The organism is Gimesia panareensis (assembly GCF_007748155.1).
Taxonomy (GTDB): Bacteria; Planctomycetota; Planctomycetia; order Planctomycetales; family Planctomycetaceae; genus Gimesia; species Gimesia panareensis.
In genome coordinates, this window is record NZ_CP037421.1 from 5,215,192 (window position 1) to 5,238,529 (window position 23,338).

Annotated in this window: 21 protein-coding genes; 14 read left to right on the plus strand and 7 right to left on the minus strand. The window is 53.4% G+C overall.

Annotated features, from left to right (window positions below):
* The first annotated feature begins 57 nt into the window (after positions 1-57).
* On the plus strand, positions 58-1,308 hold the full coding sequence (locus tag Enr10x_RS19395; protein WP_232093057.1) for an outer membrane protein assembly factor BamB family protein: 1,251 nt from the start codon (positions 58-60) through the stop codon (positions 1,306-1,308).
* Between the two features lie 105 nt (positions 1,309-1,413).
* Here Enr10x_RS19395 and Enr10x_RS19400 read toward each other — a convergent pair whose 3' ends face one another.
* Both Enr10x_RS19400 and Enr10x_RS19405 read right to left on the minus strand, forming a co-directional pair.
* The gene (locus Enr10x_RS19400; protein WP_145111621.1) at positions 1,414-1,869 is read right to left on the minus strand and encodes a hypothetical protein; all 456 of its coding nucleotides are present in this window, start codon (positions 1,867-1,869) and stop codon (positions 1,414-1,416) included.
* Positions 1,870-1,965: 96 nt separating this feature from the next.
* Positions 1,966-2,979, minus strand: a complete 1,014-nt coding sequence (locus Enr10x_RS19405; RefSeq protein ID WP_145111624.1) for a DUF1559 domain-containing protein — start codon at positions 2,977-2,979, stop codon at positions 1,966-1,968.
* Between the two features lie 575 nt (positions 2,980-3,554).
* On the opposite strand from Enr10x_RS19405, the gene Enr10x_RS19410 reads away from it, so the two are divergent.
* Positions 3,555-4,628: an NAD(P)/FAD-dependent oxidoreductase gene (locus Enr10x_RS19410; protein WP_145451052.1), complete on the plus strand. Its 1,074-nt coding sequence runs from the start codon at positions 3,555-3,557 to the stop codon at positions 4,626-4,628.
* Complete coding sequence (locus tag Enr10x_RS19415; RefSeq protein WP_145451053.1) at positions 4,625-5,197, plus strand: class I SAM-dependent methyltransferase; 573 nt, start codon at positions 4,625-4,627, stop codon at positions 5,195-5,197. Before Enr10x_RS19410 ends, Enr10x_RS19415 begins: the two co-directional genes overlap by 4 nt.
* Positions 5,198-5,202: 5 nt before the next feature.
* Here Enr10x_RS19415 and Enr10x_RS19420 read toward each other — a convergent pair whose 3' ends face one another.
* Positions 5,203-5,451: a putative signal transducing protein gene (locus Enr10x_RS19420; RefSeq protein WP_145451054.1), complete on the minus strand. Its 249-nt coding sequence runs from the start codon at positions 5,449-5,451 to the stop codon at positions 5,203-5,205.
* Positions 5,452-5,715: 264 nt separating this feature from the next.
* Here Enr10x_RS19420 and Enr10x_RS19425 point away from each other — a divergent pair, with 264 nt between their 5' ends.
* Positions 5,716-6,978 (plus strand): dipeptidase, encoded by a 1,263-nt coding sequence (locus Enr10x_RS19425; protein WP_145451055.1) that lies wholly within the window; start codon positions 5,716-5,718, stop codon positions 6,976-6,978.
* 60 nt (positions 6,979-7,038) lie between these two features.
* On the opposite strand, the gene Enr10x_RS19430 is transcribed toward Enr10x_RS19425, so the two are convergent.
* Positions 7,039-8,292: a hypothetical protein gene (locus tag Enr10x_RS19430; protein WP_145451056.1), complete on the minus strand. Its 1,254-nt coding sequence runs from the start codon at positions 8,290-8,292 to the stop codon at positions 7,039-7,041.
* Between the two features lie 411 nt (positions 8,293-8,703).
* On the opposite strand from Enr10x_RS19430, the gene Enr10x_RS19435 reads away from it, so the two are divergent.
* Entirely contained in the window at positions 8,704-8,916 is a 213-nt protein-coding gene (locus Enr10x_RS19435; protein ID WP_145451057.1) for a hypothetical protein, read from the plus strand.
* Between the two features lie 667 nt (positions 8,917-9,583).
* A complete protein-coding gene (locus Enr10x_RS19440; protein WP_145451058.1) occupies positions 9,584-9,853 on the plus strand; it encodes a hypothetical protein in 270 nt (89 codons plus the stop codon).
* 92 nt (positions 9,854-9,945) lie between these two features.
* Here the strand turns inward: Enr10x_RS19440 and folD are convergent, their stop codons facing one another.
* Together folD and Enr10x_RS19450 are read right to left on the minus strand one after the other, a co-directional pair.
* Positions 9,946-10,821 (minus strand): bifunctional methylenetetrahydrofolate dehydrogenase/methenyltetrahydrofolate cyclohydrolase FolD, encoded by an 876-nt coding sequence (gene folD / locus Enr10x_RS19445; RefSeq protein ID WP_145451059.1) that lies wholly within the window; start codon positions 10,819-10,821, stop codon positions 9,946-9,948.
* 69 nt (positions 10,822-10,890) lie between these two features.
* On the minus strand, positions 10,891-11,382 hold the full coding sequence (locus tag Enr10x_RS19450) for a phosphatidylglycerophosphatase A family protein (RefSeq protein ID WP_145451060.1): 492 nt from the start codon (positions 11,380-11,382) through the stop codon (positions 10,891-10,893).
* Between the two features lie 328 nt (positions 11,383-11,710).
* Here Enr10x_RS19450 and Enr10x_RS19455 point away from each other — a divergent pair, with 328 nt between their 5' ends.
* The 4 genes from Enr10x_RS19455 to Enr10x_RS19470 all read left to right on the plus strand — a co-directional run bounded on the left by Enr10x_RS19455 (position 11,711) and on the right by Enr10x_RS19470 (position 18,133).
* Positions 11,711-13,432: an NADPH-dependent assimilatory sulfite reductase hemoprotein subunit gene (locus Enr10x_RS19455; protein WP_145451061.1), complete on the plus strand. Its 1,722-nt coding sequence runs from the start codon at positions 11,711-11,713 to the stop codon at positions 13,430-13,432.
* A 470-nt stretch (positions 13,433-13,902) separates the two neighbouring features.
* Positions 13,903-15,426, plus strand: a complete 1,524-nt coding sequence (locus Enr10x_RS19460; protein WP_145451062.1) for a 2-isopropylmalate synthase — start codon at positions 13,903-13,905, stop codon at positions 15,424-15,426.
* Between the two features lie 29 nt (positions 15,427-15,455).
* On the plus strand, positions 15,456-15,896 hold the full coding sequence (locus tag Enr10x_RS19465; RefSeq protein WP_145111651.1) for a hypothetical protein: 441 nt from the start codon (positions 15,456-15,458) through the stop codon (positions 15,894-15,896).
* A gap of 476 nt (positions 15,897-16,372) precedes the next feature.
* Complete coding sequence (locus Enr10x_RS19470; protein WP_145451063.1) at positions 16,373-18,133, plus strand: ArnT family glycosyltransferase; 1,761 nt, start codon at positions 16,373-16,375, stop codon at positions 18,131-18,133.
* Between the two features lie 5 nt (positions 18,134-18,138).
* Here Enr10x_RS19470 and mobA read toward each other — a convergent pair whose 3' ends face one another.
* A complete protein-coding gene (mobA, locus tag Enr10x_RS19475) occupies positions 18,139-18,801 on the minus strand; it encodes a molybdenum cofactor guanylyltransferase (protein ID WP_145451064.1) in 663 nt (220 codons plus the stop codon).
* Between the two features lie 77 nt (positions 18,802-18,878).
* Between mobA and Enr10x_RS19480 the strand changes: the two genes are divergently transcribed.
* The 4 genes from Enr10x_RS19480 to trpS all read left to right on the plus strand — a co-directional run bounded on the left by Enr10x_RS19480 (position 18,879) and on the right by trpS (position 23,335).
* Positions 18,879-19,310, plus strand: a complete 432-nt coding sequence (locus Enr10x_RS19480; RefSeq protein WP_145111656.1) for a YkgJ family cysteine cluster protein — start codon at positions 18,879-18,881, stop codon at positions 19,308-19,310.
* Between the two features lie 620 nt (positions 19,311-19,930).
* Positions 19,931-20,395, plus strand: a complete 465-nt coding sequence (locus Enr10x_RS19485; RefSeq protein WP_145111659.1) for an HU family DNA-binding protein — start codon at positions 19,931-19,933, stop codon at positions 20,393-20,395.
* Between the two features lie 956 nt (positions 20,396-21,351).
* A complete protein-coding gene (locus Enr10x_RS19495) occupies positions 21,352-22,284 on the plus strand; it encodes a dihydroorotate dehydrogenase (RefSeq protein ID WP_145451065.1) in 933 nt (310 codons plus the stop codon).
* A gap of 73 nt (positions 22,285-22,357) precedes the next feature.
* A complete protein-coding gene (gene trpS, locus Enr10x_RS19500; RefSeq protein WP_145111668.1) occupies positions 22,358-23,335 on the plus strand; it encodes a tryptophan--tRNA ligase in 978 nt (325 codons plus the stop codon).
* Positions 23,336-23,338: the final 3 nt, after the last annotated feature.

Consider the following 23,338-nt stretch of genomic DNA (forward strand, 5'->3'; position numbering starts at 1 on the left):
TAACTGACTCACCTGACTCTCTCCCCCTGAACTCCCTGACTGAAAGTTGGCTTACCGATGCGATCCCTGACCCGCTGCATCATTCTGACTCTCATGCCCTTCCTGTTTCCTGCCCTCCTGCAGGCCGCTGACGACTGGCGGATCTGGCGCGGCCCCACGGCAAATGGACTGGCGGCTTCCGGAGAAACGCCCCCGGTCACCTGGTCCGAAACAGAGAATATTCACTGGAAGACTCGCCTCCCGGGGCGCGGCCATGCATCGCCGATTGTCGTCAATGATCGGATTCTGCTCGCGACTGCAGATGAATCGCAGGAGATCCAATCCGTGATCTGCCTCGCACGGGAATCGGGAGAGATCCTCTGGAAAACCGACGTCAGTCAAGGGGGGTTTGCCCCCAAAATCCATCAGAAGAATACGCACGCCTCTCCGACTCTGGCCTCCAATGGAGAACTGGTCTTTGCGGCGTTTCCCCATCACGAAAGCATTCAACTGACCGCCCTTGATCTGGCAGGTAACCAGCGCTGGCAGATCCGGGCCGGCGGTTTTCTTCCCAAAGCTTACCAGTTCGGCTACGCCCCTTCGCCGATCCTCTATCAGGGTTCGGTCATCGTCGCGGCTGAATACGAGAAAAACGGTTACCTGGCAGCCTTCGATCAACAGACCGGCAGAGAAATCTGGCGTCTGAAGCGACCGGAAAAAATCAATTTTTCGACGCCAGTCGTCACTTCGATCGCCGGGAAAGAACAGCTGCTGCTCAGCGGCAATTCCAGGGTCGCCAGTTTCGATCCCCATAACGGTCGCGAGTTCTGGTCGGTTCCCGCCCCCTGGATTGTGAGTTGTGGCACCATGGTCTGGGACCGGGACCTGGTCTTCGCCAGCGGAGGCTTCCCCACCAAGGGCACCATTGCAGTCCAGGCAGATGGCTCAAAGAAAATTGCCTGGTCAAACCGGGTCAAATGCTATGAACAATCGATGCTGGCCTTCAATGGCTACCTGTATGCCGTCGATGATAACGGCATCGCCTACTGCTGGGAGGCACAGACCGGGAAAGAGCAGTGGAAACATCGCCTGGGAGGCAAAGTTTCCTCCTCATTGGTACTGGCCAATGACTGCCTGTATCTGACCAACGAACGGGGAACGACGTTTGTCTTTCGCGCGAATCCAGAGAAGTTTGAACTGCTCTCGGAAAACCAGCTGGGCGACGAGTGTTTTGCTTCTCCTGCGATCTGTGGGAACCAGATCTTCCATCGCGCCGCCAGCCGCGCTTCAGGAAAACGCCAGGAGACTCTGTATTGTATCGGAAAGTAAAACGACTCTCCCCTCTCTCTGATACAATAATTCTTTCCAACCAGCGCATCAAAAAACTGTAGTCTCGCGAGGAGACTACAGTTTGATGTTGGAATCACTGAAAAGCTATTTCGCTTTTTTAATCGTTGGATTCAACAGGCTGTCAGTTGCAGCATCCGCTTTGGCTGACTTGAGAATAATTTTAATGGAATCGCCGCCGCCTTCCGGAATCATCACTTGAGTTTCCAGAACTGCGGGGGGAGGATCCATCAGGTTTTCGCCCATGTTCCCCAGAACGACACGGTAGCTGCCTGGTGCGGCGCCGTCCGCTTCTTCATAGGTTCCCAGGACAAAAGTCCCATCTTCATTCACATCCGCCCGGGCGGTCCGCACATTGTCTCCGCTGGTAAGCGGCAGCAGATCAATATGAATGGGCCCGAATGGTTTCTCGTCCAATGTCAATGAGCCAGAGGCTGGCACTGTCTGGACGGTCCGTTTACTTCCTGCAGCGTCTCCCCCTCCACAGCCTGCCATCAGGCAGATCATCAGGGAGGCCAGCAGTACGTTCGCTGAGCGCATCATCGTTTGCTCTCATCCTTTATTTTAGAAAATTGAACCTGGGTCAATCAGCAAAAGCTCCTCTCCTGAAAACCAGGAGAGGAGCTAAAGAACAACAGATTAAAAATCACCAACGATACTGTCGTATCGACCACCGGCGATGGTGTTGAGTGACATCCAGAGACTGGGGGCACCCGCGGATGCATTGTGGTCACCATGGTAATTGATGTTTTCGCTGACAAAACGCACCGAACCATCCGCCATCAGGAAGTGAGCACCTCCCTGGTGCACGGAACCGGGACCTGGCCAGTCTGAATTCAGACAGTGAGCTGCGATGTAGAGCGGCCCCCAGGCATACGGAGCAGTTTTGTAGAACGTTCCATCTTCACCAGTGGAGGTCCCATCTGGTAACAACAGCTGGTTAGCAGAGTTATTCATAACCACGATGTGAGTCGAAGCAATGAACGCCATGCGGTAGACCGCTTCTCCACCACCATCACGCAGACGACCGGCACCACAGGTACGACCGCCACCGGCAAACCCGTTCTGGGGAACTTCACCCACGGCAATCGTGGTGGTGGTTCCGTCAGTAATATCGCGGATACGCACTTTGGATTTTAGCGTGAATACACCAGTGTGAATCTGGTTGGGACGCTGCCACCAGTCAAAGCCCTGTGAACCGGCATAGTTCGTGGTTGCGAAACCATCGCGGGCACTGGGATCATGATCCTGGTCAGAAGGGCAATGCAGCACGGCCAGCTTGGTCGCCTGAATCGGTCCTGCAGGACCAGTCTGGCCCAGCAGTGGTGCGGAGAAGTTGATCTGGTTGTAGAGGGGAGCCTGTTCCAGATAAGGCAGAATCAATGTAATCCAACTGTAGTTACGAGCTCCCGGAGACGACCCGCCCGGATTGTTGGTCCAGACATCATTCGGGAAAATCGAATGTGTCTCATGATAGTTGTGCAGTGCCAGCCCGATCTGCTTCATGTTATTTTTGCAGGTACTTCTTCGGGCCGCTTCACGCGCCTGCTGAACCGCAGGTAGTAACAGGGCGATCAAAATTGCGATGATCGCAATGACCACCAGCAATTCAATCAGCGTAAAGCCTCTCTTTCTTGAGCGTTTAAAATCCATACTGACTCTCCTTTTAGAATAAGAATAGTGAATATTGAGATGATAAAATCAGTCTCTCACAACACGCAGTATCGTTTCTCTCTCAGATGAATAAGAAATGGCATCTGTTTAATGAGAGGATAATCGCCGTTAAGTATGCTCGTATTCTGCCAGATCAAATCTGGCGTTTCTGATTCACAAAGAATTGATGAGGAGTCCGTTTCCGGAAAGCAAATGATAAGGAACCCCTGAATGGGGGCTGAGTTGTAAAATCCGAATCAAATATTAATTGAAATTAAATAAATCAATAAGCTCCGATTCGATTTTAATAGTAGTTTTATAAAATTGTCAAATAAGTTCCTGCGAAGTTGCTACATTTAGAAATAAATAAGAATCCTTAATAATGAATACATCTATATTCGATAGCAGGAAAGTTTTAACTCCTTCGATGCAATGCACTTCTGTCTCAGTTAATATTTGTTTCATGCCTGGCATTGATGTCAGACGCTTGAACAGCAATCGTCTAACCGTACATTATTTCCGGCAACCTCCGGTTCTACCATTATCACCTTTTAATTTCATCAGATTCCAACCTCATGTCAGTTCGCAAACGGTTTGACTATCTCATCATAGGACAGGGGTTGGCGGGGACGGCTCTCGCCTGGACTCTCTTCCAGCGGGGATACCAGCCACTGATCATTGACCGCTGTGAAGAGACCACTTCTTCAAAGATTGCCGCTGGCCTGATCACCCCGATCACCGGACTCCGCCTGGTTGTCTCCTGGCGGCTTGATGAATTTCTGCCGTTCGCAGTCAATTTCTATCGCGAAATTGAAGAGAAAACGGATTGTCACTTCCTCGAATTGAAACCGATGCTGCGGCTGTTTGCTTCGGAGCAGGAACAGGAACAATATCACCTGCGTTCCCAAATACACTTTCCGGAACTCGTCACCGTCCCCGCACCACTGGCAGAGCAAACCGACTTTGAGTTGTCCCGGGGCGGTTTTGAAATGCACGGTGGCGGCAAGCTCGATGTGCCGACTTATCTGAATGCATCGCGAGACTGGTTCCGAAACCAGAACTGCTTTCGGGAAGCAGACATTGACCCGGCACAGGATTTGAAATGGGAAGCGGACTCGGTTCAGTTGCCCCGCCTGGGAATAACCGCCGATAAAATCCTGTTCTGTCAGGGCATCCAGGCACAACACAACCCCTGGTTTGAGTCGGTTCCGTTCGAAGGCGTCAAAGGCGAAATCCTGACTTTGAAAATCCCGGGGCTGACAGAACGGAGAGTTGTCAATCGGGGCGTCTGGCTCGCACACTGGAAAGCAGATCTGTATCGTGCCGGTTCCACCTACGATCGAGAGCACCTGGACTGCGAACCGACTGCTGCCGGACGGGAAGAGATCATCAACCGTCTGATAGAATTCCTGAAACGGCCTTTTGAAGTTGTCGATCACCGGGCCGCGGTCCGGCCCGTCATCCGGGGCCGACTCCCCGTTCTGGGCCTGCATCCGCAAAACCCGCAAATCGGCTTCTTTAACGGGTTCGCCTCCAAAGGGAGCCTGCAGACGCCCTGGATGGCAGATCATTTTGTCGATGTTCTGGAAGGGAAAGTACCTCCGGAAAAACAACTGGACCTCAGCCGTAAATTAAAGCGCCCCTCATGACACGTTTAACCGACCAGGCACACGAACTGATCTCAACAGTACTCCGCCCCGGAGAGACCGCCATCGATGCCACCGCGGGGAACGGTCATGACGCCTGCTTTCTCTGTCAGACCGTCGGTCCAGCAGGACGCGTCTATGCGATTGACGTTCAGTTGGCGGCCCTGGACCAGACAGCGGCTTTGCTGGCAGAATCCGACTGCTTTCAATGTGAGCTGATCTGCAGCGATCACAGCCTGTTCAACGAGATCATACCCGCGGAACATCGGGGCGCGACAGGGGCCATCATGTTTAACCTGGGTTACCTGCCCGGGGGTGACCATCGTCTGATTACGCAGCGGGCATCCACTCTCAAGGCCCTGGAGGCGGCAATAGAGTACCTGCGTCCGGGAGGAATCCTGACGATCCTCGCCTACCCGGGGCATCCCGGTGGTGATACTGAGACCGCTGCCATCAGGGAATGGCTGGATCAGTTATCCGCAACGGACTTTGAAACAGAGACGATTCAGGCCCGTTCAAAATCCGATACAGCCCCCTGTCTGCTGATCGTCCAGAAAACGGAACCCGAGTGACAGATTCACTCCTCTTCAGTGTCATCTGAATCGTCGTGAGACTCTGAAGACTCGCGAATCTCATCAATGATCTGGCGGGCCCGATCCACACTGGAAGAAAGCACGTCGACCTTGATCTCAAAAATCCCGGTAAAACCGGCCTGGTTTTCATTTTCCAGGAGGCAGCGAATCCCTTCCCCTTCCAGCGTCATTTTGATGTATTCCGCTTCCATGACATTCGTCGTTGAATACACTGTTTCCAGACTATCGCTCATCGTTTTGTTTCCTTTGACAAACCGTCCATGGGGAGCGAACCCGGCATGGAGCGCATCACAGTCAGTCAGATCACGGTCTCGTACCCTGTCAGGCTAACCCGAAACCGATTTGACATCAATATTAATTCACTCCGCGCGAACCTGAGAAATGCTGTCTTTTCGCTGGCAATCCGGTCCCCTTCCAATTGAATCTCATCACCGGGGATTGCTATCCTTTAAAAATACGCTCATTTCTTACGTTTGACTCCAGGGGACGCGATGCGAATGAACTACCCACAACGCTCAATTTTCTCTCTCCCAATCCTGATCCCTCTACTGGCCGCACTGTGCCTGGCCCCTCGACTCTCGCTCGCTGCCCCGCCTGAACGGAAACCCATCGTCCTGACCGATCGGGCGCGTCAGTTGCACCAGCAATGCCTGGTCATCGATGGGCACAACGATCTTCCCTGGACCATGAAAGAAAAAGCCGCTTCTTCCTTCAAACAGGCGGACATCGCGAAACCGCAACCGCAGTTCCATACCGATATCCCCCGATTGCGGCAGGGAAATGTAGGCGCCCAGTTCTGGTCTGCCTATGTGCCTGCTGAAACGCGACAGGAACGCCGGGCCGCACATTATACGCTGGAGCAGATCGATTTAATCCACCGCATGGTCAAGCGCTACCCGGAAACGTTCGAGATGGCTTCCACCGCCGATGACATTGAACGCATCCACAAAGCGGGCAAGATCGCTTCCATGATCGGCGTGGAAGGTGGACATTCCATGGAAAATTCGCTCTCGCTGCTGCGGGTCTTCTACGGACTGGGTGTGCGTTACATGACGCTGACCCACTCCGACTCTCTCGACTGGGCTGATTCCGCCACGGATACCGCTCAGAACCATGGCCTGTCTCCGTTCGGTGAAGAGGTGGTCCGCACCATGAACGAGCTGGGCATGCTGGTCGATATTTCTCACGTCTCGCCGGAAACCATGGAAGACGTGCTGAGAGTCAGCCAGGCGCCCATCATTGCCTCGCATTCATCGGCCCGGGCGGTCGCTGATCATGTCCGCAATGTCCCGGATGACATCCTGGTCAAAATCAAACAGAACGGCGGTGTCGTCATGGTGAACTATTTCTCCGGCTTCGTCGTTCCCGAGTCTGCAAAACAGATGACTGAAATGTTCAATGTCCGACGAGAACTGAAAGCGAAGTACCCCAAAGAGTCGGATTTCAACCGGGAATACAACCGCTGGCAAAGCAGCCACAAGCTGAAGCCCGGCACGATTCATGATGTGGTCGACCACATTGACCATATCGTGAAAGTGGCGGGAGTGGAACATGTCGGCATCGGTTCCGACTTCGACGGGGTCTCCACTCTGCCGAGTCAACTCGAAGATGTCTCGACCTACCCGTTGATCACCCAGGCTCTGCTCGATCGCGGCTACACGGATCAGCAGATTAAACAGATCATGGGACAGAATCTGCTGCGGGTCATGCGGGAAGCCGAACTGGTCGCCAAACGCCTGCAACAACAGACGGAAGAATGAAATTCAGCTTCCCGGAATGCGAACTGACTCTCTATTGAGGTCCGAATTGCCTCAGTGCCTCTATTTCGACGCAGGCAGTTTCGGCAGCACGGGCTTGGGAGCTACCAGTTCAGGCTGTTCCACCGGGGGTGGGGCCGGCAGCTTCACCTGTGCTGGCTGCTCCTTTTCTGGTTGCTCCTTCTCGGCCATCTGTTTGACATGCTTTTCAAGCGCCTGTTGATGCTGAACCTCTTTGAGGTAATCCTTAAGCAGACGATAGGTATTCTGAAACTCCTGTCGATCCGTAATCATGTGATACTTCGAATCCACCTGAACCTGCTGATAGTTGGCAATCACTGCTTCCAGTTCAGCCGGATCGGGAGGTGTCGACTTTGCTGCCAGATCAGCGGGAAGTTCCAGATAATCTTTCCAGGCCGGATCGACAATGTCATCCAGTGCCTGGTGCGCCCCCAGCAGCTGATATTTCAGTTCATCATTCTGCAGTTCCTGCTGTGCCAGTTTGGCGACATCCTGGTCGATGCGAACCATATCCCAGACTTCGGAAACACCATCATTGAAATAGAGCACCACGGTCGATTTGTCTTTGGTCAGGCTGTCCAGACCGGTTTCCATTGTCACCGCATCCTCTTCGCCCACCTTCCAGACCACACGCTGTTTCGTTTCATCAATGGCCCCCTGTAACGGCAGGGTAATATTTCCTTCTTTATTGAAATAGGTACCGGCCACAGCACCATTCTTACTGACCGCCAGTTGTACGGTGACGTTCACATCTTTGGTCCCCTGGGGAACAATCGCGAACAGCCCGACCGGCATCCAGTCTGCTGACTGATCAGGAGGAGTGACACTGTCGGCAATCTGATTCGCCTGTGAGGCGTAATCCGAAACCGGCGCAATCTGGGCTCCATTGTTGCAGACGTACCCGTTGCTGATGGAGTAGTTATAAACAACTGGCGTCAGGCTGTTATAGCCGATCCATGAAGCCAGACCTCCATATGTTGCCCAGACCCAGGGACGATAGCCATATCTGCGGTAATGGTAGTAAGGATAGTAACCATAGCCTCGGCCGTAGTAGCCATATCCCGCTCCGTAACCGAATCCGATCCCGAAACCGTATCCGGTTCGATAACCGGACCAGTAACCAGGATTGTAGTAATACGATCTGCCGGCATAGCGTTGATAATTGTTGCCGCGCGCATAATTTCGCCCCGATCTCAAACCGGGACTGTTATGGCCGGCATGATGCTGTCCCCCGGAGCGTAATCCCGGGTTACGATGCTGGTGCGAACTTCCGAAACCGGACTGGATTCCACCCATCCGACCGCCGGTTGATCCTCTGAAATGCTGACTGGTAATGCCATGCTGACTTCCGCCCGACCTGAATCCGGTGATACCGCTTCCATGTCGTGACCCGAAATTCTGGTTGAACGAACGGCTGTTGCCCAATGACCGGGAACCGGAGTGACTGCGATTACCGGAATGCAGACCAGGATTTCCTGACAGACTTCGCTGACCTTGTGAAAATGAATGAAAGGAAGGTGAATGCCGCGAGGAATTAAGCGAACTGCCGGGAGAAAAATGCGTTGAGTGACCGGGTCTCATCGTGGTATGAGAAGAGCGCCCTGACGAACGTCCTAATGACTGGCTGAAAGATCTTGAGGGAGCACTGTGCCGAATGCTGCCGCCTGAGCTCCGGTGTGAAAAGGAGCGGCTCGGAGAAGACATCGAGTGAGAAAAACTCCCCCGGTGGCTTCCGCCCCCAGAAAATCCGCCGCGCGACATACCACCATGATGGCTGCCGCCACCGGAAAACCCGCCATGATGACCACCACCGCCGTGGTGACCGCCGCCATGTCCGCCCCGTTGCGCGAAACTGTTGACTTCGCTGACACACAAGACTGTCAGCAGTGCCAACATAAAGATGGAAAACTTTTTCATTAGAATCACCCGTTCGATCATGAAGGTGATAAACCCCATGTATCGTCCTGATAGAATATCTATGCGAATCAGCCAGCAGGCTTCTTGCCCGTCTGCCAGGCTCAATTAAGCATAAAGAAATCGATTGACTGACATGGCAGCCAGGTACGCGGCCAGTCTGAAGACGGACTCACTCCTTATAACTGTCCTCGTCATTGATCTCTGACTGAATCGGGTGGGGTAGGAAGCAGAGACAAATCAAGATAGAGGCGTAGACAGCACAAACTATTGTTTTCGACTGACTCAGCGAGTTGCATCCTGCATGAATGCTGCCGAATCTTTTTGGCCCTCTCTTCCATCACAATAGGTTTATGAAATGAAAAAGTCAATCTTTACTCTTTCTGTGCAATCTGAGGGCCATACATCAACACACAAACATATCAATGAAAATTGCTTCATTCGTGGTGTTTCCGAGGGACTCAGATAGCAGATTTCCACGTTTTTGAAAAATTCACCATTTCTTCGGAATAAAAGGGAATCAGCCGGACTCTTAAAGGGCGAAAGGCAGGTTCGGCTCGTGTTCTACGGGCCAGCCTCTTAACCGGGTTTCTTTCAAACATGGAACTGGCCCCGATTTGCAGGCTTCTCACCCTTGCAGATCCGTTATTGAATCGAGAAATGGAGAACTGAGATGAAATTACTGTCGACACTCTTTACCATGCTGGCCCTGTCACTCTTCTTCGTTGGTTGTGGCAAAACTGAAACTCCCGCTCCCAGCGAAACACCGGCTCCCGCGGAGACTCCTGAAGAAACTCCTGCTGCACCAGAAGGTGATGCCGCTAAACCTGCCGGCGATGCTGCTAAACCAGCCGGTGACGCTGCTAAACCAGCCGGTGACGCTGCCAAGCCGGAAGAAAAGAAGCCGGAAGAGAAGAAACCTGAAGAAAAGAAGCCTGAATAGTTCTGACGAACGGACTTCTTTCCAAAGCGAACGTCTCGAAAACTCTCCTGATCATCTCAGGAGAGTTTTTTTATTTCCAACACTCGATAAGCCTAGTTAGCTGCGTTACCAGAGAGAATCCGGGCAGCCGTCAGCGTATTCTTTAAGAGCATGGCGATTGTCATCGGTCCCACTCCTCCCGGAACCGGGGTAATTGCGGAGGCGACTTCTTTGACGCCTTCGAACTCGACATCGCCGACCAGTTTATCTCCCACCCGATTGATGCCCACATCAATCACTATGGCGCCTGGCTTGACCATGTCTGCGGTCACAAATTCCGGCTGACCAATGGCGGCGATGATGATGTCTGCCGATCTGACGATCTCTTTCAGATTCTGAGTGCGGCTGTGGCAGATGGTTACAGTCGCGTCTGCTCCCGCGCCGCGCTGGATCAGCAGCATTGCCATCGGCTTCCCGACAATTTCACTTCGCCCCAAAATCACGGCATGCTTACCCGCGGTCTCCATCTGCGTGGAGAGAATCATCTGCTGGATCCCGTAAGGCGTACAAGGCAGATAGCGGGGGCGTCCCTGCACGATCAAACCCACATTTTCCGGATGGAAGGCATCGACGTCTTTGAGCGGATTGACCACATCCAGAATGTCTGTCTCATTGATATGCTTCGGCAAGGGGAGCTGCACCAGGATGCCGTGCACACCGGGATCGGCATTGAGTTCCTGAACCAGAGCCAGCAGTTCGGCCTGGGTTGTTTCCGCCGGCAGTCGTTTTAACGTGCTCTGGATTCCCGCTTTTTCGCAGGCGCGGTGCTTGTTCCGGACATAAACCGCGCTGGCCGGATCATCGCCTACCAGCACAGCCGTCAGGTGGGGGACGACGTCCGTTGCCGCCTTAAACGCGGCCACTTCCTCAGCCAGCTGTTCCCGGAACGTCGCCGCCAGTGTTTTACCGCTAATAATTTCTGCTGACACCCTGTCAAATCCTTGTACAAGAGGGAGGAATGCTTCAACCGCTCACAACATAACGAATCAACCGGGAATCTAAAACCACCCCAAAAGAATTAATGTGACGTAAAGGCAAATCGCGGCGTAGATCGCAGCGACATAGTCGTCCGCCATAATCCCCCAGCCTCCGTGGATCCGGTCAAAATATCGAACCGGCCAGGGCTTCCAGATGTCAAACAGTCGGAACCAGAGAAAAGCCAGCACGGAAACCCAGAGAAAATCAGTGCTCAACGGTCGATGAAAGACGGGCAGCAGCACCACAGTGAAGGCCCCGATCTCATCAAAGACAATTTCGCCCGGATCATCTTTACCCAGAAGCCGCGATCCCCGATCGCACACATAGACGCCCAGCAGAAAAATCAGGAGGCTGATCAGCAGATAGATCGGCAGAGCCAGATGCAGCCAGAACAGCCCCAGAACCAGAACGGGGCCCAGCAGGCTTCCGAATGTTCCAGGGGCTTTCGGAGCCAGTCCCATTCCCAACCCCCGAGCCAGGAGCAAAATCGTAACGTTTTTAATATTTCTCATTTATGATAATTGACCAGACAGCCCGTTCTCTGCATTGCGCAAACGGAAAAAAGTCACTATTCAAGATAATCCAAAGCGTTTATACTCTTACATAGAGTGATTTTCCCGGGGTACATATAGACAGTCGGCTCATCAAAAGACCGTGAGTTCAAAGCGGGTTCATTTCGTAAATCGAACTGAGTTCGTCATTTCCTCTACTGATCGTACCCCAACAGCCGAAGATTTCCAATTAAGACTCAACTGAAACCTACCCAGCCATTCTGAGTCGCTTCCTGTGAAGACCGATTTTGGGATGGCTCCTCGATTACATCAATCAGGATTGATCAATATGACATCCCCCGAAGGCCCCAAGCTTTCCAAGCTCGAATTTCTCAAAGAAGGCAGCCATCAGCTGCGCGGAACGATTGGTGATGAACTGCTCAATGACAGCAACGAGTTTTCCGGCGATTCGCAGCAATTACTGAAGCATCACGGCACCTACCAGCAGGATGATCGCGACCTGAGAAAAGCGAAAAATCCTGACGGGACTCCCAAGGGAAAAGCGTACAGCTGCATGATCCGGACCCGCGTTCCGGGTGGAAAAGTGACCGCAGACCAGTTTCTGGCCGAACTGGATCTGTGCGACAAGTACGGCGACGGCACCGTCCGTCTGACCACACGCCAGGGATTCCAGCTGCACGGCGTCATTAAAGGCAATCTGCGTGCCGCCATTAAGGGAATCAACGAAACCAAACTGACCACGCTGGCTGCCTGTGGCGACGTGAACCGGAACGTCATGGCCTGCCCTGCTCCTTACAAAAACAACGCGGTGTTCGACTCCATGCAGGATATGGCTTATGCCATCGCAGAACACCTGCGTCCCCAGACCACAGCTTACTTCGACCTCTGGATCACCGATGAAGAGGGCAATCAAACCAACGAAGCCGAATTCCAGCCAGTCGAAGAACCGATCTACGGCAAAACCTATCTGCCCCGTAAGTTCAAAATCGGCATCGCACTGCCAGAAGATAACTGCGTCGACATCTACACGCAGGATATCGGCCTGCTGGGCATTGTCGAAAACGACGAAATCATCGGCTACAACTTCTACGTTGGTGGCGGCATGGGAGTCACTCCCAGTAAAAAGACAACGTATCCCGCCCTGGGTAAGCCGCTGGGTTATGTCCCCAACGATCAGGTTCTGGCGGTCGCCGAAGCGGTCGTCAAAGTACAACGCGACTTCGGCAACCGGGAAGACCGGAAACAGGCTCGGATGAAGTACCTGGTCAATGAATGGGGCATCGAGAAGTTCCGCGAAAAAGTTGCTGAATACTTTGGTTCCGAAATCGCCGCTCCCCGTGACATCGAAGTCACCGGTGTGGAAGATCACATGGGCTGGCACGAGCAGGGGGACGGCAAGCTGTTCCTCGGTGTGAACATCGAAAACGGACGTATCAAAGACGCAGGCGACCTGCAGATCAAGACCGGCCTGCGAAAACTGCTGAATACCTACAGGCTGGATTCACGCATCACGGCGAAGCAGAGCATCATCTTCTGTGATATCGACCCGGCAGACAAAGAGGGAATCGAACAGATTCTGGCCGACCATGGCATGAAACGGGCTGACGAACTGTCCATCATCCGTCGCTTTTCGATGGCCTGCCCTGCTCTTCCCATGTGTGGCCTCTCGATTACCGAATCAGAGCGGGTCCTGCCTGACCTGATCACCGAATTCGAAGAGGAGCTGACCCGCCTGGGTCTGCAGGACGAAAAGATCTCCGTCAACATGACAGGCTGCCCGAATGGCTGTGCCCGCCCCTATGTGCCGGATATCGGACTGGTTGGCAAAGCGGTTGGCAAATACACGGTTTACCTGGGTGGAAACTCGCTGGGTAACCGGCTTGCCTTCATCTATGACGATCTGGTGCCCCTGACGGAAGTCACCAGCCGGCTGTCCCCGGTTCTGGAGTACTTCAAGGAAGAGCGCCAGCCCGGCGAAGCCTTTGGCGATTTCTGCCATCGGATGGGCAAAGAAGCCCTGCAGGAAAAAGCAGGACTGGCAGCCAAATAATTCTGCGAGAATCTTCTGTTAAAACATGAACCTTCCCGCGGTCAGGCTGTCATTCATTTTAACAAAATCAATCCGGATCGGGTTGACCCTGTGTAACCGCGCGGGTAGATTATCTGCAGAGACAGGCGCTAGAGCGCGTCGCATTTAAACATAGCGTTTCTCAATGTAATATACTCGGTCCAAATGGGCTTGGAGACGCTACAGTAAAACTGGACACAGTCTAAGCCTGTCAGATATCTGAAATTAAGAGTATTTTCGACAAATGCGAAATCACAATCTGCTAAACCTGAACCTGCTACGAAGCCTGCTGCTACCAGCCAGGTCTTAGGTTCTTTGTACGATTGTTAATCAAAAACAGCGAAACCCTGAGACCAGATCGGCCTCAGGGTTTTTTATTTGCCCCACTGGTACTATTCTGGTCTCTCATCAGCGCCCCTCACCGGGCGTAAACCGATTCATGGAGAAAACCAATGTCCAACGACACAGTAAAAATCTTTGACACCACCTTGAGAGACGGTGAACAGTCCCCCGGTTGCAGCATGACAACCGCCGAAAAGTTGAAAGTGGCGAAAGAGCTGGTCGAACTGGGCGTCGACATTATTGAAGCTGGTTTTCCCATCGCTTCCCCCGGTGACTTCGACGCCGTCCGTAAGATCGCCACTCAATTTGGTGACCAGACCACGATCTGCGGCCTGGCCCGCTGTCGCAAGGAAGACATTGACCGGGCCTGGGAAGCATTGAAAGAGGCCCAGAACGCCCGCATCCATGTGTTCCTGGCCACCAGTTCGATCCACCGCGAACACAAGCTCAAAATGAACAAGGAACAGATCGTCGAAACCGCGGTCGAAATGGTCAAGCGAGCCCGTGACTACTGTCCCGATATCGAATTCTCTCCCGAAGATGCGGCCCGTACTGAGAAAGATTTCCTCTGTGAAGTCGTCGAGAAAGCTATCGAAGCCGGGGCGACCACCGTCAACATCCCCGACACCGTCGGCTACGCCACACCGGCTCATTTCCACGATGTCATTACGACGCTGAAAAAGAATGTCTCCAACATCGATCAAGCAATCATCAGCACGCACTGCCACAATGACCTCGGACTCGCGGTCGCCAACAGCCTGGCCGCAGTCGAGGCCGGCGCCCGCCAGATCGAATGCACGGTCAACGGCCTGGGAGAGCGGGCCGGTAACTGTGCCCTCGAAGAAGTGGTGATGGCCCTGAAAACCCGCGCTGATTACTACGGCGTCCACACCAATATCAACACCAAACGCCTCTACCCGATCAGTCACCTCGTCTCCACCGTGACCGGCATGACCGTTCAGCGGAACAAAGCGATCGTAGGCAAAAATGCATTCGCCCATGAAGCCGGCATTCACCAGCATGGTGTTTTGCAGGAACGGACCACCTACGAAATCATGCATCCGGAAGACGTAGGCTACGTGGGTACGAACCTGGTGCTCGGGAAGCACAGCGGCCGTCACGCCTTCCGCGATCGCGTCCAGTCGCTGGGGCATTCACTCGATGACGCCACTTTCGAACGCATCTTCAACGAGTTCATCGCACTCGCCGACAAGAAGAAAGAAATCTACGATTCCGATATCGTGGCCCTGATTGAAAACCAGGTCTCCGACGCACCGGAAAAATGGACCATCGCCCGTTTTCACACCTCCGCCGGCACAGGCACGATTGCCACTGCGACGATCGAACTCGCAGACGAAGACGGCAAAATCCACTGTGATGCCGCGACGGGCGACGGTCCCGTTGATGCTGTCTTCCGTGCCCTGGAACGTATTACCGGCATGTCGGCTGTGCTGGAACAGTATCATGTCGGCAGTGTCTCCAGTGGTAAGGACGCCCAGGGGGAAGTCCGCGTGGAAGTCCGCATCAATGGCGAGATGTTTACCGGTCGCAGTGTCAGCACCGATATCATCGAATCCAGTGCGAAAGCGTATCTGCAGGCGATCAACAAAGCTGTCGGCCGTCTGGAAAACTGAGCGTCTCCTGAAATCACATTGAGTCAGCAATGACCACAAACGATCCTGAACCATCGCCCCGTCGCACCAAAGGCAGAACCATTGTGATCAGCCTGTTGATCTTCGGGCTGGTGATGTCAGGATCGTTGTATGTTTTTCAGGCGATCAATACCTACCCCTTCGCTGAGACGCAGAATGCCCTGGCGCGGGAATTTCCCCAATCCCGCCCCCGGGTCGAAGGGGGGCGACTCAAAGGAAAAGCGGACAATCCGCCCACCCTGCGGGTGACACTGGCGGTCCCCTTTGATCCTAATCAGAATGACGCCCGGATCCAGAAAATGGCCAACCAGATTCTGAACGTCGCGCGCCAGCATCTGAACCTGAGCGAATACGAAATCGCCGAACTGCACTTCTACCAGCCCATCCCGGAGCAGCAGATCCTGATGCGGGATCTGAATATCGAAGTGGCTGACTGGCTGAAGCAGCACTGATTCCAGTTCATACGTGCCAACGTCCACCTGACCGACAGGCCTGTCGAACCAACCGACATTACGGATTCAAACCAAAGCCCGTCTTTCAACGATCACTTGCAAAATTCTTCGCCAATCCCGTTAAAAAACGACTCTCAAAAAAAATTCCGACAATTCAGACTGTTTGGCATAAACATTGCGATTTCAGGAGCTGCCTGCCATGAGTCTCTGTTTGAGAAGCTGGAAACAAGAACCGCTTTTCCGGAGACATGGAAATCAAGGTTACCCTCCAGCCTGAGTGATGACGCCCGTCTGATTTGGCTGGAGGGTTAGCCATTTCTGGACTAGGGATTCAGGTGGCCCTGTTTTCTCACTCAATGCTCTCCCCTGCTCTGTTTTTCAGTTTGACGGTGCATCACTTCCGAAAGATTACGGCTCCGGCTATCATCGAACCTGTCGTAAGTGTTGAATTAATTCCTGTTTAAGCCTGAGCGGTCATGACTTCACTGACACAGCGCATTCAGAACCCCAGAGGATTCTGGCTGGTCATCAGTATTCTTCTGCTGTTTCAATTCTGCCTCGGCCTGTATTCGGCGCAAAAGTTGAGTGTCACGCATGATGAGTACTGGCACCTGCCCGTCGGCCTCCTCGGCTGGAAAACGGGGCGCTTCGATTACGATCGTCTCAACCCGCCACTGATTCGCAGCTGGTCTGCTCTCCCCCTGCTCTTCACGTCTGCCCGGACGGGCAACCCCGAACATTCATCCGACCCTGCAGATTACGGCGATGCCTTTCTCAAAGCCAATCCGGAACTGGACCACCACTACTACGTCCTCGGTCGCGTGATGATTCTCATCCTGGCGACGGCCTCCGGCCTGCTGCTGGCGATCTGGGCCCGGGAACTGTTCGGAGCTCCTGCGGCCTGCCTGGCGGTTTTCCTCTGGACCATGAGCCCGAATATCCTCGCGAATGCGGCACTGGGTACGCAGGATCTGGCGATCGCTGGCTTCTTCCTGGCAACCGTTTACTGTGGCTGGAAATTCGCGCTGCAGGATTCCTGGAAATGGGCCCTGATCACCGGCGCGGTTCTGGGACTGGCACAGATCACCAAATACACGGCCATCCTGCTGGTGCCGATCCTGATACTCGAGTGGTTCCTGCTGCGGATCAAGAACCCGGACATCAAATCCGAGACCGCGAGGAAAACGATCCTGGCACGCTGGGGGGCACTGTTCCTGGTGAGCTGCCTGGTGTTGAATGCCGGCTATCTGTTTCAGGGGAGCTTCCAGCCCATCCGCGATTATCAGTTCCACAGTTCCGAGTTAAAACTCCTGAACCAGCTGCCTTCCCTGCTGCAGAGTCTCCCCCTGCCGTTGCCGCGGGATTACCTGCTCGGCTTTGACCTGCAGCGTTATATCATGCAGCAGTCTCACCCCACCTATCTCGATATGGAATGGCGGCTCACCGGGTTTCGCAGCTATTACGTTTACACCCTGATTTACAAACTCCCCCACGGAATGCAACTGCTGCTGATCCTCGCTGCATTCCAGTGGATCAAACAGCGACGCACGACGTTCCTGTCTCTACGTCTGCTGGGAGTGCTGCTGACGCCGGTCCTGCTGCTGGTCGGCATTGCCAGCTTGTCCAATAATCAACTGGGGCTGCGCTACATTCTGCCTGTAATGCCGTTTCTGTTTCTATTGATCGCCCCCCTGGCGGAACTGATCGACCGGGAACAGCACAAAGTCCTGACAGTCGCAGTCATCGTCGCTGTTCTCAGCCTCCCTTTCTCACTCCGCTTTGCCCCGGATCATCTCGCCTATTTCAATGAGCTCTCGGGAGGCCCGGAGAATGGCAGCTTCCACCTGATCGACTCCAATATCGACTGGGGCCAGGATCTGTATCGCCTCAAAGCGTATCTCGAAGAACATCCGGTCGACAATCCGGGACTGGCCTATTTCGGAACCATTCCCCCCTCCACACTGGGAACAGCGTATCGGGTGCCCCCGGAATTGCATCCCGAACCGGGAACCTACGCCATCAGCGCCAGCCTGCTGCAGGGGCGTCCCTATTCCATTCGCAAAATGGATGGCAGCCGTCATAACCTGGGTACTGACGCGCTGGGCTATTTCCGTTTCTTTGAACCCACGGCGCGGCTGGGCTACTCGATCAATGTGTATAAACTGACTCCGGAGGATGTCTACCGCTGGCAGAACGCCGTCAATCAGGCCCGCATGGGACTCATGCCTTCACGCTGAACAGGTCAGTCAGACAGTTCGTCTGCAAACGGAAGACTGGTCGCATCCCTCAGGTCAAGTTCGCTCAGCAGTTCCAGATACTGCGCACGCGTATTGATATTTCTCAAACTCCGCAATCCTGGATCAATTGTCTGCAGTTCCCCGGTGTCCAGAAAAATGGCATCCACCTGTTCGACCAAATCCATCAGGCGTCGTTTTCCCTGGGACAACATCTGCTGGATCGGTTCGATGAGCGAGATCCGATACACGGCCGCCAGGGGATGCAACCGGTCCCCTTCCCGGACCATCGCCAGCTGGTGTGTGTCCAGAATGGTCAGAAGCCTGCGGAGGACCGCTTCCTGAATCAAGGGCGTGTCGCACCCCGAGACGAGCACGGCATCACAGTTTCCCTGTAAGAGTTCCAGCCCCTGGCCAATCGCCGCCAGCGGGCCTGACAGGGGTTCCCGATCAAAGGCCGTCTGTACATCCGATGCAAGGGGAGGGAGCTCCTGTTCCGGGGAGGCAATGACCGCAACCGGATGCGCACAGGAACTGACAATTCGCACAACCCGTTGCAGCATCACTTCATCGCCGAGGGGCAATAAAGCCTTGGGATAATTCATCCGCGCACTGGCCCCCCCACAGAGCACGATTCCGCCGACCTTCAATTCCGGGTTCGAGTTTGACATCTCAGCTCAAGTAACTTACAAAGAAAACAGAAACCAACAGTTTAACAACTCTCCCTACTGCGAAGCGATCCGAATCAATGAGTGATCAGAATTCTGAACAGGAACCATGGTACCGTGACGGCCTGAATTTTACCTGTACACAATGTGGAAACTGTTGCACGGGCGCGCCGGGAGTGGTCTGGGTCGATGATTCCGAAATCGAGGCCATCGCTGAGTTAACAGGAAAAACGACAGGCGAAGTTCTGTTAATGCATACGCGGCTCTATGCAGGTCGACGATCCTTAACTGAATATGCGAACGGTGATTGCACTTTTTTTGATCCCGAAAAAAGAGGCTGCACGATTTATGAAGCGCGACCGACACAATGTCGTACCTGGCCTTTCTGGAATTCGAATCTGAAAAGTAAAGAGAGTTGGGAAGCACTTTCTCCTGACTGCCCCGGCGCAGGTAAAGGTGCCTTCATCAGTCTGGAAGAAATTCAGAAACGTGCGGCACAGACTGACTTGTGAATGTTGTTTTTTGTGTTGAGGAGATCGATAAGACTGGATGCCGATTCTCTTGCTGACAGTGACATTCCCCAACAAAGAAAAGGCGATCGTACGTTTTAAAAAACGGTGCGACGCTACACGGTTGACAGCAAACTTTTCCGATTTTTGACCGTTCAATAAGTAGAGATTGAGTAAGAGGTTGGAACGCCCAAAACGCCTCTTGTCCCTCTGAGAGCGTGTTTTTTTTCAATTTACTTCCAAGATTGTCAAAAAATCTGACAGTCTGGATATAGGGACTATAACGAGATTACGAATTATCGCTTCCTCCCTGATTCTCATCCCCGACCCGATCTCTATCTCATTTCTATTTCAACACTTAGACGCTCCTCACCACATCAAAACCGACGCACTTTGCACAGAAATGCTCAGCTGCTCTCTGACAGTTGAACAGTGTTTCCCTGTCCAAGAACCAGTCGATAGTCCCCTGCAATGGAAGATCGGTCTTGACTTACTGTTCAATTGTGGGAAATAATCTATTGTGACACTAAGTCGTGTAACCCATTACAGTTGAGACGGCTCTCGAGTGCCCAGCGGAAGGGCGTAGCTGTCCGACGGCTTCTCAAAATTGGGAGAACCCAGTCGTGACGAAAAAAGAGATTGTCAAAGTGATTTCGGAAGAGATTGGTCTGACACAACTCAAGACAAAAGAGATTGTGCAAAAAACGTTTGATGCGATTGTCGATACTCTGGTAACCGACAAACGAATCGAACTCCGCAATTTTGGCGTTTTCGAAGTCAAAAAGCGGGCGGCCCGTAAAGCCAGAAATCCAAGAACAGGCGAACGCGTCGACGTGGAGGAGAAATACGTCGTTACATTCAAGCCTGGTAAGGAAATGGAAAAACGTGTACGCGACCTGGAGGAAGAAGCAGCCAAGCTGAAAGCGGCTGCCTCGCAACCACCGGTGAGCAGTCCACCTGCGGCTTCCACACCGCCGCAACAGACTCCACCAACGTCGGCACCACCCAGTCCCGGTACGACACCAGGGGCCCCACCAGTAGGAGGCTATAACAATTCCTACCCGTCGGGCACTCAGCATACACCTTAAGCCTTTTTCTTAAAGACTTTAATGTGGAAAGAACTGGTATGAGCTTCTTCATAGCCGGTCTGTATTGATGGTACATCTACAGACCGGTTTTTTCATGCCCCGATCACGATCACACCCTGCAGCAGATGAACGGTTATTCCGTATTCCGGACCCGCAGCAACCAGATTCCCAAAATAATTGGAATAATCCGCATTTTTTACCAAAGTCTCCTGATCCGGTTGTCGATAAATCGATCTAGAGGAGATTAAAAGCGGTATTTATAATCATATCTCTCCACCTCCTCTCGATTACATTTCAGCACTTTAACCCCTTCGATATCGGTTTGATGCCTTGATTTCAATGGATTGAATTAAGGGATCGTTGCCTGGGATCAATACCAGCAAATATGGCACGACCATATCATGGAGAAAAAAATGCGTAAGTTCCTATTGGCCAGCATGTTAATTGCAGTATCGCTCACTCAGGTCGGATGTGTGGTTCCCATCTACTCATCTTCGCGAGATGATCGTGCTCGTGAATTAATTTTCCAGTCAGAAAGTATGCGGCATATTCCCAAGATCTGGGAACGCATCTGGGGACTGGATATGCCTGATGTGGCCACGCCATACCGAACACATGGTGGTGTCATTTAACGCATTCTCCGGGGAAGATTTCCGATTGTTCGCCCACAGTCGGCCCCGTGAAATCATTGACGCAACATAAAATAAACTCAGCTGCCGTAAATTCGTTTTCGGCAGCTGTTTCGCTTTTCCCAGATCTCTTTTTACCCGCCGCTCTAACTGGCTCTCTTCCGTCGGGAACGCTAAGATGTGACGCAGAGGATTCCTATCGATCCCTGCCTCCAGTGCAATGGTTCAGAGCCGACTTCCAGTCATGTCCTCTAGCAACGCACACTTAAAATCAACCAGGCCCCAGAATGATCATGCAGCCCCCTGGCTGCTCCGGACATTGATTCGATGAACGCCCCGACTAAAACGGATCTGCTATCAGTTACCCTGAACCGTCTGCAGCTCAAAAACCCGATCCTGGTGGCCTCGGGAACATTTGGCTACGCCCGTGAAATGCAACCCTTCCTGGACTTCTCCCGGCTGGGGGGGATCATCCCCAAAACCATCACGACTGAGCCACGGATCGGCAATCCCCCGCCCCGCACGATTGAAACCAGTGCCGGTCTGCTCAACTCGATTGGACTGGACAACGACGGCATTGACCTGTTCCTGGAGAAACATCTCGACTACCTGTCATCGCTGGACACCGCACTGATCGTCAACATCGCAGGACGCACGATTGACGAAATGGCACAGATGGCCCAGAGACTGGACGCCTACCCGGAGCAGATCACCGCGCTGGAGCTGAATATTTCCTGTCCCAACGTAAGTGGTGGAGTCGATTATGGCACCCAGCCCGAAATGACCGAACAGATGCTCAAGCAGGTCACGGAGAGCTGTCAGTTGCCCGTGATCGCCAAGCTGACTCCCAACGTCACCAGTGTGGTTGAGATCGCCCAGGCCGCGAAAGCCGGAGGGGCCGACGCGGTTTCACTGATCAACACGGTTCAGGGAACCGCCATCGACTGGCGACGTCGGAAACCGATTCTGGGCGGTGTCTTCGGGGGCTTGAGCGGACCTGCGATCAAACCGGTTGCACTACGCGTCGTCTGCCAGGTGGCACGGGCCGTGGAGATTCCCATCATTGGCGTGGGTGGTATCTCCAGCATCGACGACGTCATGGAGTTTATTGTGGCGGGTGCCTCAGCCGTTCAGATCGGAACCGCCAACTTTTACAATCCGGGCCTGGCAACACAACTGGTAGACGAGCTGGAGCAGACGGTGATCGCCGAAAAATGTTCGCAGGTCAGCGAACTGGTGGGCACGCTGGTGTATCCCTGACAGAAGAACGGTCTCACAGACAATCCCCTGTTCATCAACAACCGAATTTTAGAGCGATAAAGAGAAATAACTCATGCGAGTGTTATCGGGAATTCAACCCACGGGCCGCTTCCATTGGGGGAATTATTTCGGGGCCATCAAACAATACATCGACCTGCAGGATAACGAACAGGCTTTTTATTTCATCGCCGACCTGCACGCCCTGACTACGATCCGCGACGCTGAACAGCTGAAACAGAACACAATCGACGCCGCACTGGACCTGCTGGCCCTGGGTCTGGATCCCAAACAGGCGACTCTCTTCCGCCAGTCGGACATTCCCGAAGTCACCAGCCTGACCTGGATTCTGATGACGATTACGCAAATGAGTCTGCTGGAAAAATGTCACGCGTATAAGGACAAAAAAGCGAAGGGGATTGCTGCCGATGCGGGGTTGTTTACCTACCCGGTGCTGATGGCGGCGGACATCCTGCTGTATGACAGCGACCTGGTTCCCGTCGGACAGGACCAGGTCCAGCATATTGAGGTCACCCGCGATCTCGCACAGCGTTTCAACATGCTGTTCGGCGAAACCCTGATCCAGCCCAACTCCCGCACGCTGGATACGTCAGCCAAGGTGCCGGGCACGGATGGGGAGAAGATGTCCAAGAGTTACGGAAACGTGATCGAAATCTTCGAGACGCCCAAGAAGCAGCGTAAAAAAGTCATGTCGATCAAAACGGACTCGGCTGCCCTGGAAGATCCCAAAGATCCCGACAACTGTGCCGTCTTCGCCCTGTACCAGCTCTTTGCAGATGAGGCCCAACAGGCAGCACTGGCTGACCGCTACCGTGCCGGCGGCATGGGTTACGGCGAAGCCAAACAGGCGGTCCACGAAGCGGCCCTGGAATATTTTGGCGAAGCCCGGGAGCGTCGCGAACAACTGGCCGCCGATCCGGATACCGTCCACGACATTCTCGCAGAGGGTGCCCGGAAAGCCAGAGAAAAAGGCAAAGAGGTCCTGGATCGGGTTCAGGCCGCCTGTGGCCTGGGAACAGTCCCTCAGAATTGAAAT